The organism is Pseudomonas sp. NFACC08-1 (genome assembly GCF_900106735.1).
Classification (GTDB): domain Bacteria; phylum Pseudomonadota; class Gammaproteobacteria; order Pseudomonadales; family Pseudomonadaceae; genus Aquipseudomonas; species Aquipseudomonas fluorescens_Q.
In genome coordinates this window covers 138,153-152,851 of record NZ_FNNL01000014.1, presented here as the reverse complement: position 1 = coordinate 152,851, position 14,699 = coordinate 138,153, and the positions used below count along the sequence as shown (strand labels likewise).

Annotated in this window: 15 protein-coding genes; 12 read left to right on the top strand and 3 right to left on the bottom strand. The window is 61.5% G+C overall.

The features are described 5' to 3' along the window. Positions 1-46 precede the first annotated feature (46 nt). The 9 genes from iolD (at position 47) to BLU76_RS24650 (ending at position 10,704) form a co-directional block, all read left to right on the top strand. Positions 47-1,978, top strand: coding sequence for a 3D-(3,5/4)-trihydroxycyclohexane-1,2-dione acylhydrolase (decyclizing) (gene iolD / locus BLU76_RS24685; protein WP_092224805.1), 1,932 nt, complete (start codon positions 47-49; stop codon positions 1,976-1,978). Between the two features lie 31 nt (positions 1,979-2,009). Continuing rightward, positions 2,010-3,020, top strand: coding sequence for a bifunctional inositol 2-dehydrogenase/D-chiro-inositol 1-dehydrogenase (locus BLU76_RS24680; protein ID WP_092224803.1), 1,011 nt, complete (start codon positions 2,010-2,012; stop codon positions 3,018-3,020). 39 nt (positions 3,021-3,059) lie between these two features. Continuing rightward, entirely contained in the window at positions 3,060-4,112 is a 1,053-nt protein-coding gene (locus BLU76_RS24675; RefSeq protein ID WP_092224801.1) for a Gfo/Idh/MocA family protein, read from the top strand. Positions 4,113-4,254: 142 nt separating this feature from the next. After that, positions 4,255-4,407: a hypothetical protein gene (locus BLU76_RS31610; RefSeq protein WP_170845916.1), complete on the top strand. Its 153-nt coding sequence runs from the start codon at positions 4,255-4,257 to the stop codon at positions 4,405-4,407. Between the two features lie 51 nt (positions 4,408-4,458). Further along, a complete protein-coding gene (locus BLU76_RS24670; protein WP_092224799.1) occupies positions 4,459-5,385 on the top strand; it encodes a sugar ABC transporter substrate-binding protein in 927 nt (308 codons plus the stop codon). A gap of 77 nt (positions 5,386-5,462) precedes the next feature. Continuing rightward, on the top strand, positions 5,463-7,016 hold the full coding sequence (locus BLU76_RS24665) for a sugar ABC transporter ATP-binding protein (RefSeq protein ID WP_092224797.1): 1,554 nt from the start codon (positions 5,463-5,465) through the stop codon (positions 7,014-7,016). Between the two features lie 148 nt (positions 7,017-7,164). Further along, positions 7,165-8,187 (top strand): ABC transporter permease, encoded by a 1,023-nt coding sequence (locus tag BLU76_RS24660; protein WP_057451073.1) that lies wholly within the window; start codon positions 7,165-7,167, stop codon positions 8,185-8,187. Between the two features lie 327 nt (positions 8,188-8,514). Further along, positions 8,515-8,919, top strand: a complete 405-nt coding sequence (locus tag BLU76_RS24655; protein ID WP_003202859.1) for a TraR/DksA family transcriptional regulator — start codon at positions 8,515-8,517, stop codon at positions 8,917-8,919. A gap of 180 nt (positions 8,920-9,099) precedes the next feature. Further along, a complete protein-coding gene (locus BLU76_RS24650) occupies positions 9,100-10,704 on the top strand; it encodes a methyl-accepting chemotaxis protein (RefSeq protein ID WP_092146013.1) in 1,605 nt (534 codons plus the stop codon). A 314-nt stretch (positions 10,705-11,018) separates the two neighbouring features. Here the strand turns inward: BLU76_RS24650 and BLU76_RS24645 are convergent, their stop codons facing one another. From BLU76_RS24645 to BLU76_RS24635, 3 genes are all read right to left on the bottom strand, one after another. Then, on the bottom strand, positions 11,019-11,255 hold the full coding sequence (locus BLU76_RS24645) for a DUF2789 family protein (protein ID WP_072341896.1): 237 nt from the start codon (positions 11,253-11,255) through the stop codon (positions 11,019-11,021). Between the two features lie 87 nt (positions 11,256-11,342). Further along, complete coding sequence (locus tag BLU76_RS24640) at positions 11,343-11,573, bottom strand: hypothetical protein (RefSeq protein ID WP_063320688.1); 231 nt, start codon at positions 11,571-11,573, stop codon at positions 11,343-11,345. A gap of 129 nt (positions 11,574-11,702) precedes the next feature. Continuing rightward, positions 11,703-11,939 carry a hypothetical protein gene (locus tag BLU76_RS24635; RefSeq protein WP_092146011.1) on the bottom strand — a complete coding sequence of 79 codons (237 nt, stop codon included), beginning with the start codon at positions 11,937-11,939 and terminating at the stop codon, positions 11,703-11,705. Between the two features lie 426 nt (positions 11,940-12,365). Here BLU76_RS24635 and BLU76_RS24630 point away from each other — a divergent pair, with 426 nt between their 5' ends. The 3 genes from BLU76_RS24630 (at position 12,366) to BLU76_RS24620 (ending at position 14,575) form a co-directional block, all read left to right on the top strand. Next, the gene (locus BLU76_RS24630; protein WP_003202850.1) at positions 12,366-12,815 is read left to right on the top strand and encodes a hypothetical protein; all 450 of its coding nucleotides are present in this window, start codon (positions 12,366-12,368) and stop codon (positions 12,813-12,815) included. A gap of 171 nt (positions 12,816-12,986) precedes the next feature. Then, positions 12,987-13,997 carry an ABC transporter substrate-binding protein gene (locus tag BLU76_RS24625; RefSeq protein WP_063320691.1) on the top strand — a complete coding sequence of 337 codons (1,011 nt, stop codon included), beginning with the start codon at positions 12,987-12,989 and terminating at the stop codon, positions 13,995-13,997. Between the two features lie 140 nt (positions 13,998-14,137). Then, positions 14,138-14,575, top strand: coding sequence for a DUF3995 domain-containing protein (locus tag BLU76_RS24620; RefSeq protein ID WP_063320692.1), 438 nt, complete (start codon positions 14,138-14,140; stop codon positions 14,573-14,575). Positions 14,576-14,699 lie beyond the last annotated feature (124 nt).

Sequence of the window (14,699 nt, the reverse complement as noted above, 5' to 3'; positions counted from 1 at the left end):
GTGGGTGCGAGTCAGCCGCAATTTGCATTCCAGACAAGGTGCAAGCATGACCACAACACGACTGACCATGGCCCAGGCCCTGGTGAAATTCCTCGATAACCAGTACATCGAAGTCGATGGCGTCCAGAGCAAGTTCGTCGCCGGGGTCTTTACCATTTTCGGCCACGGCAACGTGCTGGGCCTGGGTCAGGCGCTGGAGCAGGACAGCGGCGACCTGGTGGTCCACCAGGGCCGCAACGAACAGGGCATGGCCCATGCCGCTATCGGTTTTGCCAAGCAGCATCTGCGGCGCAAGATCTACGCTTGCAGCTCGTCGGTCGGCCCCGGGGCGGCGAACATGCTGACGGCGGCGGCCACCGCGACGGCCAACCGGATCCCGTTGCTGTTGTTGCCCGGCGATGTCTACGCCAGTCGCCAGCCGGACCCGGTGCTGCAGCAGATCGAGCAGTTCCATGACCTGAGCATCAGCACCAACGATGCCTTCAAGGCCGTGAGCAAATACTGGGATCGCATCAACCGCCCCGAGCAACTGATGACCGCCGCGATCCATGCCATGCGCGTGTTGACCGACCCGGCCGAAACCGGCGCGGTGACCCTGGCCTTGCCCCAGGACGTACAGGCCGAAGCCTACGATTACCCGGATTACTTCCTGCAAAAACGTGTCCATCGCATTGACCGTCGCCCGGCCACTGAAGCGATGCTCGGTGATGCCCTGGCGCTGCTCAAGGGCAAGCGCCAGCCGTTGATCATCTGTGGCGGCGGCGTGCGCTACGCCGGTGCCAACGCTGCGCTGCTGGCCTTTGCCGAGCGCTTCGACATTCCATTCGCCGAGACCCAGGCGGGCAAGAGCGCGGTGGTGTCCAGCCATCCGCTGAACGTTGGCGGTGTCGGTGAAACCGGTTGCCTGGCGGCGAACCTGCTGGCCAAGAAAGCCGACCTGATCATCGGTATAGGCACCCGCTACAGCGATTTCACCACGGCATCGAAATGGCTGTTCCAGCACCCGGATGTGCAGTTCCTCAATCTCAACATCAGCCCGTGCGATGCCTTGAAGCTCGACGGCGTGCAGCTGCTGGCCGACGCCCGTTCGGGGCTGGAGGCACTGTCAGCGGCGATGGGCGACTATCGTGCCGAATGGGGAGGACAGATCGCCGATGCCAAGGCCCAGCTGGACGCCGAAGTGGACCGGATTTATCAGGCGGACTTCCAGGCCGAGGATTTCGTCCCGGAGATCAACGACCACATGGACCCGGCGGTGTTTCGCGAATTCATCGAACTCACCGGTTCCTGCCTGACCCAGAGCCGCGTGCTCGGCACCCTCAACCAGACCCTGGCGGATGACGCCATCATCGTCGCCGCCGCCGGCAGCCTGCCCGGCGACTTGCAGCGCAGCTGGCGCAGCAAGGGCGTGAATACCTATCACGTCGAGTACGGTTATTCGTGCATGGGCTACGAGGTGAATGCGGCGCTGGGGGTGAAACTGGCCGAGCCCGACAAAGAGGTCTACGCCCTGGTGGGCGATGGTTCCTACATGATGCTGCACTCGGAGCTGGCGACCTCGATCCAGGAACGCCGCAAGATCAATGTGGTGCTGCTGGATAACATGACCTTCGGTTGCATCAACAACCTGCAAATGGAACACGGCATGGACAGCTTCGGCACCGAGTTCCGCTTCCGCAACCCGGACACCGGCAAGCTCGACGGCGGTTTTGTGCCGGTGGACTTCGCCATGAGCGCCGCGGCCTACGGTTGCAAGACCTACAAGGTCAAGACTCTCGACGAACTGCAGGCGGCCCTGGCCGATGCGCGGCGCCAGAGCGTCTCGACGCTGATCGACATCAAGGTCCTGCCCAAGACCATGATCCACAAATACCTGTCGTGGTGGCGGGTCGGCGTGGCGCAGGTGTCCACCAGCGCCCGCACCGATGCGGTCGCCAAGACCCTCAACGAACGGCTGGCCAAGGCCCGTCAATACTGATTGCCCCAACAATACGAAAGGAGTTCTCTACATGTCTTTGAAGCTGGGCGTCATCGGCACCGGGGCCATCGGCCAGGACCATATCCGTCGTTGCAGCCAGACCTTGCTCAACAGCCAGGTGGTGGCGGTGACCGACATCAACCTGCAACAAGCGGCCAAGGTCGTTGCCGATCTCAAGCTGACCGCCGAGGTCTACCCCGACGGTCATGCATTGATCAAGGCGCCTGACGTGGAGGCGATCCTCGTCACCTCCTGGGGCCCGAGCCACGAAGAGTTCGTGCTGGCGGCGATTGCGGCGGGCAAACCGGTGTTCTGTGAAAAGCCGCTGGCCGTCACGGCCGAAGGCTGCCGCAAGATCGTCGAGGCTGAAATCGCCCACGGCAAGCGCCTGGTGCAGGTAGGCTTCATGCGCCCTTACGATGAAGGTTATCGCGCACTCAAGGCGGTGATCGACAGCGGCCAGATCGGTGAACCGCTGATGCTGCATTGCGCGCACCGCAACCCGAGCGTGGGCGAAAACTACAAGACCGACATGGCGATCACCGACACCCTGATCCATGAGCTGGATGTGTTGCGCTGGCTGCTGGCCGATGACTACGTGTCGGTGCAGGTGGTGTTTCCGCGCAAGTCCAGCAAGGCCCTGGCCCATTTGCGCGACCCGCAGATCGTCCTGCTGGAAACCGCCCGGGGCACGCGCATCGACGTCGAAGTGTTCGTCAACTGCCAGTACGGCTACGACATCCAGTGCGAAGTGGTGGGGGAGACCGGCATCGCCAAGCTGCCGGAACCGTCCCAGGTGCAACTGCGCAGCGGCGCCAAGCTGTCGAATGCGATCCTGATGGATTGGAAGGACCGTTTCATCGCGGCCTACGACGTCGAATTGCAGGCCTTCATCGACGGCGTGCGCACCGGGCAGGTGGGCGGGCCGTCGGCCTGGGACGGCTTCGCCGCAGCGGTGGCGGCGGATGCCTGTATCCAGGCGCAGCAGAGTGGGCAGATCATCAAGGTTGACCTGCCCGAGCGCCCGCGTTTCTACGGCTAACCCACAGGGTGCATTCCAACCGTGACCTAAGGAGCTTTCATGCGAATCGGACTAGTGGGCTATGGCAAGGGCGGACGATTTTTTCATGCGCCGCTGATCAGCAGCCTGCCGGGGGCTACGTTTGTTGGCGTGGTGACCCGGTCCGTCGAGCGACGCGAGCAACTGGCGAGTGATTACCCGCACGTCCAGGCCTTCGACACGCTCGAACAACTGGTAGCGGCCGGCGTCGATGCGGTGGTGGTCTCTACGCCGCTGGACGGCCGCCCGACCGTGGTGATGGAAGCCATCGAACGGGGCGTGGCCGTGGTCAGCGATAAACCGTTTGCCCGCGATGCCGCCGAAGCCGAAGCGATGGTGCTGGCGGCCGAGCGGCGCAATGTGCCGCTTTGCGTGTACCAGAACCGTCGCTGGGATTCGGATTTCCTGACCCTGCGCAAACTGCTGGCGTCCGGCGCCCTGGGCGAGGTCATTCGTTTTGAATCCAGTGTCGAGCGCTATTCACCGACGTCGGTGGGGAAGGGCAGCGGCGGTGGATTCCTGCGGGACCTGGGCAGCCATCTGGTGGACCAGGCGCTGCAGTTGTTCGGGCCGGTGGTGCGGGTCTACGCCGAGCTGGACTACCGGCAGCCGGACCAAGTGTTCGACAACGGCTTCTTCATGTCCTTGACCCACGCCAGCGGCGTGATTTCCCACTTGAGCGGCAATTGCGTGCAAAACGCAGCGCGCCCGCGCTTTCGGGTCAACGGCACCCAGGGCTGCTATACCGTCGAAGGCCTGGACGGGCAGGAAGCCCAGGCATTGGCGGGCTTGAGCCCGGCGTCCGAGGGCGAACGCTGGGGCGCTGAAGAGCATCGGCGCTGGGGCTGGTTCGAACATGGCACCGAGCGCGAGCGGGTGACCTCGGAGCGTGGCTGCTGGCTGGCGTTCTACCAACACCTGCAAACCGCATTGCACGGCGCTGGCCCGCTGCCGGTGGAGGCCCGTGATGCACTGGCGACCACGCGCATCCTTGATGCTGCCAGGCAGAGTGCCGAGCAGGGCGAAGTGGTGCGGTTGTCCACGCCTGTCGGTCATGGAATAAAAAACGAATAAAATTCTAAAATCAGTTGATATGGAAAATATTTTCCAATAAAGTCGATTCCAGGTTACCGACAATCCTGTCCGCCTCCCGCCAAGCCAGCCTTGAACGGATGAAGGACGAAACAAAAACAAGAAACACAGCTAGGTACCGTCGATGAAAACCTTCAGCCGTTCTGCGTTTCACCTGTCACCTCTGCTGCGCCTGTCCGCAATCCTTCCCCTGTTCGAATCCCTGTGCATCCAGCGCAAGGGCGCCGTTGTGTGTTGCATGCCCGGCGCGCCCATCGTGCGTTTGCCCCGTTCCTGATCCGCTACGCCTTATCCATAAAACCAACAACAAAGTGGAGAAAGACCGTTCATGAAGACCAAGACCCGTATCGCCTCGCTGGCCCTGTCGTTGATGCTCACCAGCGGCGCTGCCCTGGCGGACTTGAAGATCGGTGTCAGCATGTCCCAGTTCGATGACACCTGGTTGACTTACCTGCGTGAATCCATGGACAAGAAAGCCAAGTCCCTGCCGGACGGCGTCACCCTGCAGTTCGAAGACGCCCGCAGCGACGTGGTCAAGCAACTGAGCCAGGTGGAAAGCTTCATCAGCCAGAAGGTCGACGCGATCATCGTCAACCCCGTGGACACCGCCGCGACCCAACGCATCACCAAGTCCGCCGTGGCCGCCGGTATTCCGCTGGTCTACGTCAATCGCCGTCCCGACGACCTGAAACTGCCGGCGGGCGTGGTCACCGTTGCCTCCGACGACCTGGAAGCCGGCCACATGCAAATGCAATATCTGGCCGAGAAGATGGGTGGCAAGGGCAACATCGTGATCCTGCTGGGTGACCTCGCCAACAACTCCACCGCCAACCGCACCAAGGGTGTCAAGGACGTGCTGGCCAAGTACCCCAACATCAAGATCGAGCAGGAGCAGACCGGCACTTGGTCGCGGGACAAGGGCATGACCCTGGTCAACGACTGGCTGACCCAGGGGCGCGAGTTCCAGGCGGTGGTGGCCAACAACGACGAGATGGCCATCGGCGCCGCGATGGCCCTCAAGCAAGCGGGCACCAAGAAAGGCAGCGTATTGATTGCCGGGGTCGATGGTACACCGGACGGCTTGAACGCGATCAAGAAGGGCGACATGGCCGTCTCGGTGTTCCAGGACGCCAAGGGCCAGGCCGATGGCTCGATAGACACGGCGGTGAAAATGGTCAAGAAACAGCCGGTCGAACAATCCGTCTGGGTGCCGTACCGCCTGATCACGCCGGAAAACGTCGGTCAGTTCAAGTGACGCTTGGCGCACCGGTCCCACCACAACAATAAACAGGCAAGGTTGCCACGCTGACCTTGCCGAGGGAGTACCTGATCATGTTCGCTTCAGCGACTGCTTCGAGCGCCCCGGCGATGACTTTCCGGCCGGACGTAATACCTGATGAACCGTATCTGCTGGAAGTCGTCAATGTCAGCAAAGGCTTTCCCGGCGTGGTGGCCCTGTCCGATGTACAGCTGCGGGTACGCCCCGGTTCCGTTCTGGCCCTGATGGGCGAGAATGGCGCGGGCAAATCCACCTTGATGAAAATCATCGCCGGTATCTACCAGCCGGACGCCGGCGAACTGCGTCTGCGCGGTAAACCGGTGACGTTCGACACGCCGCTCGCGGCGTTGCAGGCCGGCATCGCGATGATCCATCAGGAGCTGAACCTGATGCCCCACATGAGCATCGCCGAAAACATCTGGATCGGTCGCGAGCAGCTCAATGGCCTGCACATGGTCGACCATGGCGAGATGCATCGCTGCACCGCCCGCCTGCTGGAGCGCCTGCGCATCAAGCTCGACCCTGAGGAGCAGGTGGGCAACCTGAGCATCGCCGAGCGGCAGATGGTGGAGATTGCCAAGGCCGTCTCCTATGACTCCGACATCCTGATCATGGACGAGCCGACCTCGGCCATTACCGAGACCGAAGTCGCCCACCTGTTTTCGATCATTGCCGACCTCAAGTCCCAGGGTAAGGGCATTATCTACATCACCCACAAAATGAACGAGGTGTTTGCCATCGCCGATGAAGTGGCGGTGTTCCGCGACGGCGCCTACATCGGCCTGCAACGGGCCGACAGCATGGACGGCGACAGCCTGATTTCGATGATGGTCGGGCGCGAACTGAGCCAGTTGTTCCCGGTGCGGGAGCAACCCATCGGCGATTTGGTGCTGTCGGTGCGCGACCTGAGCCTGGAGGGCATTTTCAAAGGCGTTTCCTTTGACCTGCATGCCGGGGAGATCCTGGGCATCGCCGGGTTGATGGGTTCGGGCCGGACCAACGTGGCCGAGGCGATTTTCGGCGTGACCCCGAGTACCGGCGGCGAAATCCTGCTGGACGGCCAACCGGTGCGCATCAGCGACCCGCACATGGCCATCGAGAAAGGCTTCGCGCTGTTGACCGAGGACCGCAAGCTCAGTGGCCTGTTCCCGTGCCTGTCGGTGCTGGAAAACATGGAGATGGCCGTGCTGCCCCATTACGTGGGCAACGGCTTCATCCAGCAAAAAGCCCTGCGTGCCTTGTGTGAGGACATGTGCAAGAAGCTGCGTGTCAAGACCCCATCGCTGGAGCAGTGCATCGACACCTTGTCTGGCGGCAACCAGCAGAAAGCGCTGCTGGCCCGCTGGCTGATGACCAACCCGCGCATCCTGATCCTCGACGAGCCGACCCGTGGTATCGATGTCGGTGCCAAGGCCGAGATCTACCGACTGATTTCCTACCTTGCCAGCGAAGGCATGGCGGTGATCATGATTTCCTCGGAGCTGCCGGAAGTACTGGGCATGAGCGACCGGGTCATGGTGATGCACGAAGGCGACCTGATGGGCACCCTGGACCGCGGCGAAGCGACCCAGGAACGAGTCATGCAATTGGCTTCAGGCCTGTCCTGATGCCAGCCCGTTCAACTTAATAACGTCGAGCAACATGTGGCGAGGGGATTTATCCCCGCTGGGCCGCGAAGCGGCCCTGTCCCAGGGGCGCCACACCTCCCGGCAGGGAACAACCCCCCTCGCCAAAGAACAAAAAAGGTGAATGGCTATGAACGCGATACTGGAAAACAAACCCGCGGCCGCACCGGCCAGGGCGCGCCGGCGGCTGCCGACGGAACTGAGTATCTTCCTGGTGCTGATCGGCATCGGCCTGGTGTTCGAAATGTTCGGCTGGATCATGCGCGACCAGAGCTTCCTGATGAACTCCCAGCGTCTGGTGCTGATGATCCTGCAAGTGTCGATCATCGGCCTGTTGGCTATCGGCGTGACCCAGGTGATCATCACCACCGGTATCGACCTGTCGTCCGGCTCGGTGCTGGCGCTGTCGGCGATGATCGCCGCCAGCCTGGCCCAGACCTCGGACTTCGCCCGGGCGGTGTTTCCCTCCTTGACCGACTTGCCGGTGTGGATACCGGTGGTGGCGGGGCTCGGCGTGGGGCTGCTGGCCGGGGCGATCAACGGCAGCATCATCGCCATTACCGGTATTCCGCCGTTCATTGCCACCCTCGGCATGATGGTTTCGGCCCGTGGCCTGGCGCGCTACTACACCGAAGGCCAGCCGGTGAGCATGTTGTCCGATTCCTATACCGCCATCGGGCATGGTGCGATGCCGGTGATCATTTTCCTGGTGGTGGCGGTGATCTTCCATATCGCCCTGCGCTACACCAAGTACGGCAAATACACCTACGCCATCGGCGGCAACATGCAGGCGGCGCGCACCTCGGGCATCAACGTCAAGCGTCATCTGGTGATCGTCTACAGCATTGCCGGCTTGTTGGCCGGGTTGGCCGGCGTGGTGGCCTCGGCGCGGGCGGCGACCGGGCAGGCGGGCATGGGCATGTCCTATGAACTGGACGCGATTGCCGCGGCCGTGATCGGCGGCACCAGCCTGGCGGGAGGGGTGGGGCGCATCACCGGCACCGTGATCGGGGCGTTGATCCTTGGGGTGATGGCCAGCGGTTTCACCTTCGTCGGTGTCGATGCCTACATCCAGGACATCATCAAGGGCCTGATCATCGTGGTGGCGGTGGTCATCGACCAGTACCGCAACAAGCGTAAACTCAAGCGCTGATACCCGGGACGTTGCGACAAAGCGCCACGCCTGACCCGCGTGGCGTTGCCATTTGTCTTCTTAATACAGCTATTGCACCGAATTTCTTGTTATAAACGCACTCCGATGACTGCCAAAAGCCTGTCAGAGAACATTTGAAGGGGTTGTCGGACATTTTCCCTATGTTTTCAGTTGCTGAGGCCTCGACTCGGCCTTAGACTGCCGCCCCTCGTAAATTGAGTGCCGGGTGGCGCTTGGAATAGACGGCGCCTTCCTGATGAGCGTGGCAGCTGCGCTGCGGGACGCTCAATAATTCGCCTTAATGCACGTTTTTTTATAGAGATATCAATGACAAAGGAAAAGTTGCTGGCCATGCCGGCGGATGACTACATGAATGCCGAGCAGCTGGCTTTCTTCACCAAGCTGTTGCAGAACATGAAAGTCGAAACCCACGAGCGCATCGAACAGAACCGAATCGCCATTGAGAGCCTGGACACCCCGGCTGACCCGGCGGACGCTGCTTCCGTAGAAGAAGAGCGTACCTGGCTGGTCAACGCCATTGATCGCGACCAGCGCATGCTGCCTCAGTTGGAGCAGGCCCTGGACCGTATCAACGACGACAGCTTCGGCTGGTGCGACGACAGCGGCGAGCCGATCGGCCTCAAGCGCCTGCTGATCAGCCCGACCACCAAGTACTGCATCGAAGCCCAGGAACGTCACGAACAGATCGACAAGCACCAGCGTCAGGCCTGATTCGCGTTTTCCAAAAAAAGATCGCGACCTTTTGACGAAGGCCGCGATCTTTTGCTTTCGCCCGTGCTCGTACGTCTACTCCCGTTGATCTGCTGCAAGAACGCGACTAATGGACCATGGATAATGGCTCTGTAGTGGCGTTTAATGCATTCATAACAACGAGAAGCGTGGGTGACGAACATGGCGACAGACGGATCTCTGGCGGGTGCGGTGCCGGCCTCGGTACCTGGGACGAACAGCACGGCGCGCTGGCTGACGCCGACCTTGCAGAGTCTCGCCCTGGCATTGCTGCTGTGCGGCATGGCCCTGGGCGGCTGGTCGCTGTACCTGGGCCTGCCGCTGGTCATGCTCATCGTCTGGTTGCCGCGCTTGCGTTCGCGCGTGGCCGCGGCGCCCGCACCCGCGACCGACACACTGGCCGAGCTGACCCGCGACCTGTCCTACACCACCAGCCATAACGCGCTGTCGGCGGCCGGTGTCGCCTATTCGGTCAAGCAATTGGCTGGCAAGGTCCAGTCGCAACTCGATGCGGCGGCGCAAATCGTCAGCAATGCCGAATCGATGATCGCCACCGAGCAAGCCACTTCGCAACTCAGCCAGCAAGCCCTGGGCGCCGCCAGCGAGGCCCATCGCAGCAGTGTGGCCGGGCGCAGCGAGCTGGTGGAATCCATCAGCCGCATGCACCAGCTCAGCCAGCGCGCAAACGACAGCCGCGAGTTGATCGAGGCCTTGAGCGTGCGCAGCGATGAAATCCAGCGGGTCAGCCTGGTGATTCAGTCGATCGCCAGCCAGACCAATCTGCTGGCACTGAACGCGGCCATCGAGGCCGCGCGGGCCGGTGAGCATGGCCGTGGGTTCGCGGTGGTGGCCGATGAGGTCCGTGGCCTGGCCGGGCGCACGGCGGCGGCGACCGGCGAGGTCGGGGTGATGGTGGCCGACATCCAGCAACGCACCGCCCAGGTGGTGGAGCAGATCCGTCAACTGGCCGCTGACCTGGACATTGGCGTGCAGCAGGTCGAGCACACCGGCCAACACCTGGAAAACATCGCCCGGCTCGCCGCCGGCGTCGAAACCCAGGTCAGCGCCATCGCCGAAGGTACCGACACCAATCGCGAACAACTCGACAGCCTGTTCCACGCCATCGAGCAGATGCGTGGCGACCTGTCCATCAGCGACCAGCAGACCCAGCGCCTGGCCGAAGCGGCGGTGCAAATGGAAGGCCAGGCCGAAACTATCAGCGAACGCCTGGCCCAAGTGGGCCTCGACGATTATCACCAACGGGTCTATGACCTGGCACGGGAAGGGGCGAGCCAGATCGCCGCGCAGTTCGAAGCGGACATCGACCAGGGCCGTGTCAGCCTGGAGGATCTGTTCGACCGTAATTACCAGCCCATCCCCAACACCCAACCCGCCAAATACCAGACCCGTTTCGACCGCTATACCGATCAGGTGCTGCCGGCGATCCAGGAACCCTTGCTGGCCCGGCACGAGGGCCTGGTGTTCGCGATTGCCTGCACTCAGCAGGGCTACGTGCCCACCCATAACAAGGTCTTCAGCCAGCCGTTGACCGGCGATCCACAGGTGGACACGCTCAATAACCGGACCAAACGCAAGTTCTCCGACCGCACCGGGATTCGCTGCGGCAGCCATCAACAGCCGGTGTTGCTGCAGACCTACACCCGCGACACGGGAGAACTGATGCACGATCTCTCCGTGCCGATCATGCTCAAGGGGCGTCATTGGGGTGGTTTGCGGCTGGGCTACAAACCCGAGAAGCCGCGTTAGGCCCTGTGGCGAGGGAGCTTGCTCCCGCTGGGCTGCGCAGCAGCCCCAAAAGGCTGGATGCAGCCAGCCTGACACGCCGAGCCAACAGCGCTCGAGGGCGAACCCTGTGGCGAGGGAGCTTGCTCCCGCTGGGCTGCGCAGCAGCCCCAAAAAGCTGGAGGCAGCCAGCAGCCGGAGACACGAGCCGGCAGTACTCCGGGGCGACTGCTGCGCAGTCGAGCGGGAGCAAGCTCCCTCGCCACAAGAGCTGTCTTGTACTTAGCTAAAAGTCCTGGCTGCTACAGGTGCCTTGCCACAGCCAAAAGTCCTGGCTGCTATTTACCGTCATGCAGCCGCACATTCAACTGATCCACCAGCACCGCCTCTTCACCGTCGGCGAGCAGCCATTCGCGCAGCAAGTCTTTCTGCTGGTCCGACCAGAAATCGGCCTCCACCAGCTTGACCTCCGGGGCCAGTGGGTGTGCCACGATGAAATCGTCGATGGCTTTGCCGTCCGAGGGCAGGCCGAGTTGGTCGAACAGGGTGCTGAGTTCGTGCGAAGGCTGTTCCATGGGGTTCTCCTTTGGGCGGGCGCCGTCATGGCGCCTCGGTTGCTTCCCTTTATCTGAGGCAAGCGCTGGTCAGGAGTTCGATCGGACTCAGGCTTTCAAGGCCCCTTCATCCACTGCGGCTTTCAGCGCCCTGGCGGCTTCCCGGGCGGCCTCGGCAGCAATTTCCGCGGTCTTGAACCAGCGATCTTTTTCCACTTGGTGCCAACTGACCGTGGTCAGGGGCGGTTTGGCGCGCATCACGATGACGGCCTGGAACTCGCCTTCGACCTCTCTGGCTTCGCCCCGGATAAAAAATTCGCCGATATCAAATTCCGTCACGTCGCGCCTTCTCAAAAGTCATGGTGTGGGTGCGCGATCCGTCAATGGGTGACGGTCTTCGCGGGCAGGCAGTATGGCAGCAGTTGCCTGTCGGCGGCTGAGTTAAGTCATGAAGGGGCGCATATGAGCTCAGGCACTTCGTTCCAGACGCCTGGCCAGGTGGCAGGCCTCGTTATGATCGGTGCGGAATCCTCTTACACGTCCAGTGGATGTTTCCTCAATATGGAAAAAGCACTTGCCGGCCAGGACGACCCGGTAACGCGGTTGAATCAACGAGACAGGCAGGCAGTCGACCCTGTCGAACGTGTCGGATGTCTCGACGACACAAGGGGCTTCAGGTTGGATCAGGGTTGTGAAAGTAGCCATGTGAATTCCTTTTCTATGGTTTACCGACGAATTGCCGAGCAGTTTGGGTAGTCTCCACGCCTCTGGCTGCTCTAGAATCGGCAGCACCGTGTGGACGGCTTGCCTATCTAAAGCAATTTTTTTTGGGCTCGATGTCAGAAAAATGCTTTTTTAAGTGAGAAATTTCCCTAAAGTTAGTAGTCCCATCTTTTCCGATGCTCAGAGTGGCTTTTTCCTTCAGCCTCTGGCGACCCCCCGGGAAAGACGGCGAGAGCGGCAACCTATAGTCTGCTCTCGGCCCGGGACAGGGCGCGCCGTTCACTTCGAATTTCAGTTACAGGTCCATTACGACGTTACAGTCGGCACGGGTTCTCGTGGTCCGTCCTTTCCGAGGGGCGGGCCTTTTTCAAAGATGGGGATGTTTCCTTGGCAGTAAGTAATCTCGACATGCATGCGTTATTCGTACTTGGTGACCTGCGGGCAAAACTGGTCAAACTCTTCCAGTCACGTTTCGTCTACATCACCGAGCAGACCGCCGAAGGTATTTATGTCGCCGAAATCGACACTGAGTCGGCCCTGGTGGTCGATGACAAGCCCAGGCTCGAACTCAAGGTTGGTGATCATTTTCGCGCAGCGGTGTTGCCCAGCCGCGAAGGTGGCAAGTTTGAAATCCGCTTTCGCGAAATCAAGCTGACGGTCTATGGCCTCGGTGATTACGCCTTCGTCACGACCCCCGGTGGTCAGGCAATCCTGTTCAAGGAAGGCCACAGCGTGGTGACCGTGTTTGCGGCCAACGAACAACTGCAAGAAGGCTTGACCAAGACCCTGAAGGCGGTCACCGCCAAGGCCGCCAAGTGGCGCAAGGGCGAACTGGTGACGTTCAAGGCCAGCGAATGAGGCGGGCAGTGCCGGTGAGCGCGGGGGCCTCGGTCGCCCTGGACCGGTTACAGTTTTAACGAGATATCGCTGGAACCTCGGCTACAGTCAATTGACTGAACTATTCAGAGGCTTGCGTTCGGTGACGCAGGGCCGTTCAGCCATTGCTGTGTTTGGTACGAGGTTAAAAGCATGAAACGAGTTCGACAGTGGCTGGCTGCCTGGGCCACCTTCACTGTGTTGGTTTCGCCGTTCCCGACGTTGGCCGCGTCAGCGCCGATTCACTTCGCTGACTTGAACTGGGAAAGTGGCAGCCTGATCACCGATATCCTGCGGATCATCGTCGAAAAAGGCTATGGGTTGCAGACCGACACATTGCCGGGCACCACCATCACCCTGGAAACCGCCCTGGCCAATAACGACATCCAGGTGATCGGCGAGGAATGGGCCGGCCGCAGCCCGGTGTGGGTCAAGGCCGAGGCCGAAGGCAAGGTGGTCGCCTTGGGTGATACGGTCAAAGGCGCGACGGAAGGTTGGTGGGTGCCCGAATACGTCATCAAGGGGGATCCGGCCAAGGGCATCAAGCCCCTGGCGCCGGACCTGCGCAGTGTCGAGGACCTGGCGCGCTACAAGCATGTGTTCAAGGATCCGGAGAGCCCCGACAAGGGCCGCTTCCTCAACAGCCCCATTGGCTGGACCTCCGAGGTGGTCAACAAACAGAAGCTCAAGGCGTATGGCCTGTCTGACAGCTACGTGAATTTTCGCAGCGGTTCGGGGGCGGCGCTGGATGCGGAAATCAGCTCGACGATCCGCCGGGGCAAGCCGATTCTGTTTTATTACTGGTCGCCCACGCCACTGCTCGGGCGCTTCAAGCTGGTGCAGTTGCAAGAGCCGCCGTTCGATGCCGAGGCCTGGAAAACCCTGACCGACGCCGATAACCCCAACCCGAAGCCGACCCGCTCACTGGCCTCGAAACTGTCGATTGGCGTATCTGCGCCGTTCCAGAAGCAATACCCGGACATTGCCGAGTTCTTCAGCAAGGTCGATTTGCCCATCGAGCCGTTGAACAAGGCCCTGGCCGACATGAGTGAGAAACGCATCCCACCCCGTGAAGCCGCCGAGGCGTTCCTCAAGGCACATCCGCAGGTCTGGCAGGCCTGGCTGCCCAAGGAAGTGGCAGATAAGGTCTCCGCGGGCCTGTAGGAGGGCTCGCGCGCCAGCAGGTTGAACTCTTGATCCTGGGCAATGAGTCATTCGCTGGAAACTGGCAACCTACGCCCGTCCAGCGAAATGCCAAATTCCAGCTAGGATGATTGTTCAACTCTTTTCAGGAGGCTGGCGAGATGACGCTTGTGTTGGCTCGGTCGCTGGTCGCAGTGTTTGCGACCATCAGCTTGATTCATATGTATTGGGCCCTGGGTGGGCGGTGGGCGGCCAAGGCAGTGGTGCCTCAGGTGCCGGTGAAGCAGGGGGAGGCGCTGCGACCGGCGTTCGATCCCTCAGGCTGGTTGACCTTGCTGGTGGCCCTGGCCCTGCTGATGGTGGCGCTGCTGGTCTGCCTGCGGGTCGGCCTGCTGGCGCAGCCGGTCACTCATCGGGCGTTGCAGTGGCTGATCAGCGCGATTGCCTTGCTGATGTTCGCCCGGGCCATTGGCGAGTCGGAGCTGGTGGGTTTCTTCAAGGAGGTCAAGGGCTCGACCTTCGCCAGGCTCGACACCTGGGTTTATTCACCGTTGTGCGTGGTGCTCGGGGCAGGGCTGCTGGCGGTGGCATGGGCCTGACTGGCAGCGCAGTGGGTACACAGCCTGCTTTTTGTGGCGAGGGAGCTTGCTCCCGCTGGAGGGCGCAGCCCTCCCAAAAAGCTGAACACCAGTCAGCCTGACACACCGAGGTGACAGGTCTCAG

Excerpts from the sequence above, each read along its gene's own strand:
- BLU76_RS24665 (WP_092224797.1), top strand. The coding sequence starts at position 5,463 with ATGTTCGCTTCAGCGACTGCTTCGAGCGCCCCGGCGATGACTTTCCGG.
- iolD (WP_092224805.1), top strand. The coding sequence starts at position 47 with ATGACCACAACACGACTGACCATGGCCCAGGCCCTGGTGAAATTCCTC.
- BLU76_RS24630 (WP_003202850.1), top strand. The coding sequence starts at position 12,366 with ATGCATGCGTTATTCGTACTTGGTGACCTGCGGGCAAAACTGGTCAAA.
- BLU76_RS24660 (WP_057451073.1), top strand. The coding sequence starts at position 7,165 with ATGAACGCGATACTGGAAAACAAACCCGCGGCCGCACCGGCCAGGGCG.
- BLU76_RS24635 (WP_092146011.1), bottom strand. The coding sequence starts at position 11,939 with ATGGCTACTTTCACAACCCTGATCCAACCTGAAGCCCCTTGTGTCGTC.
- BLU76_RS24625 (WP_063320691.1), top strand. The coding sequence starts at position 12,987 with ATGAAACGAGTTCGACAGTGGCTGGCTGCCTGGGCCACCTTCACTGTG.
- BLU76_RS31610 (WP_170845916.1), top strand. The coding sequence starts at position 4,255 with ATGAAAACCTTCAGCCGTTCTGCGTTTCACCTGTCACCTCTGCTGCGC.
- BLU76_RS24670 (WP_092224799.1), top strand. The coding sequence starts at position 4,459 with ATGAAGACCAAGACCCGTATCGCCTCGCTGGCCCTGTCGTTGATGCTC.
- BLU76_RS24675 (WP_092224801.1), top strand. The coding sequence starts at position 3,060 with ATGCGAATCGGACTAGTGGGCTATGGCAAGGGCGGACGATTTTTTCAT.
- BLU76_RS24645 (WP_072341896.1), bottom strand. The coding sequence starts at position 11,255 with ATGGAACAGCCTTCGCACGAACTCAGCACCCTGTTCGACCAACTCGGC.
- BLU76_RS24650 (WP_092146013.1), top strand. The coding sequence starts at position 9,100 with ATGGCGACAGACGGATCTCTGGCGGGTGCGGTGCCGGCCTCGGTACCT.
- BLU76_RS24680 (WP_092224803.1), top strand. The coding sequence starts at position 2,010 with ATGTCTTTGAAGCTGGGCGTCATCGGCACCGGGGCCATCGGCCAGGAC.
- BLU76_RS24620 (WP_063320692.1), top strand. The coding sequence starts at position 14,138 with ATGACGCTTGTGTTGGCTCGGTCGCTGGTCGCAGTGTTTGCGACCATC.
- BLU76_RS24655 (WP_003202859.1), top strand. The coding sequence starts at position 8,515 with ATGACAAAGGAAAAGTTGCTGGCCATGCCGGCGGATGACTACATGAAT.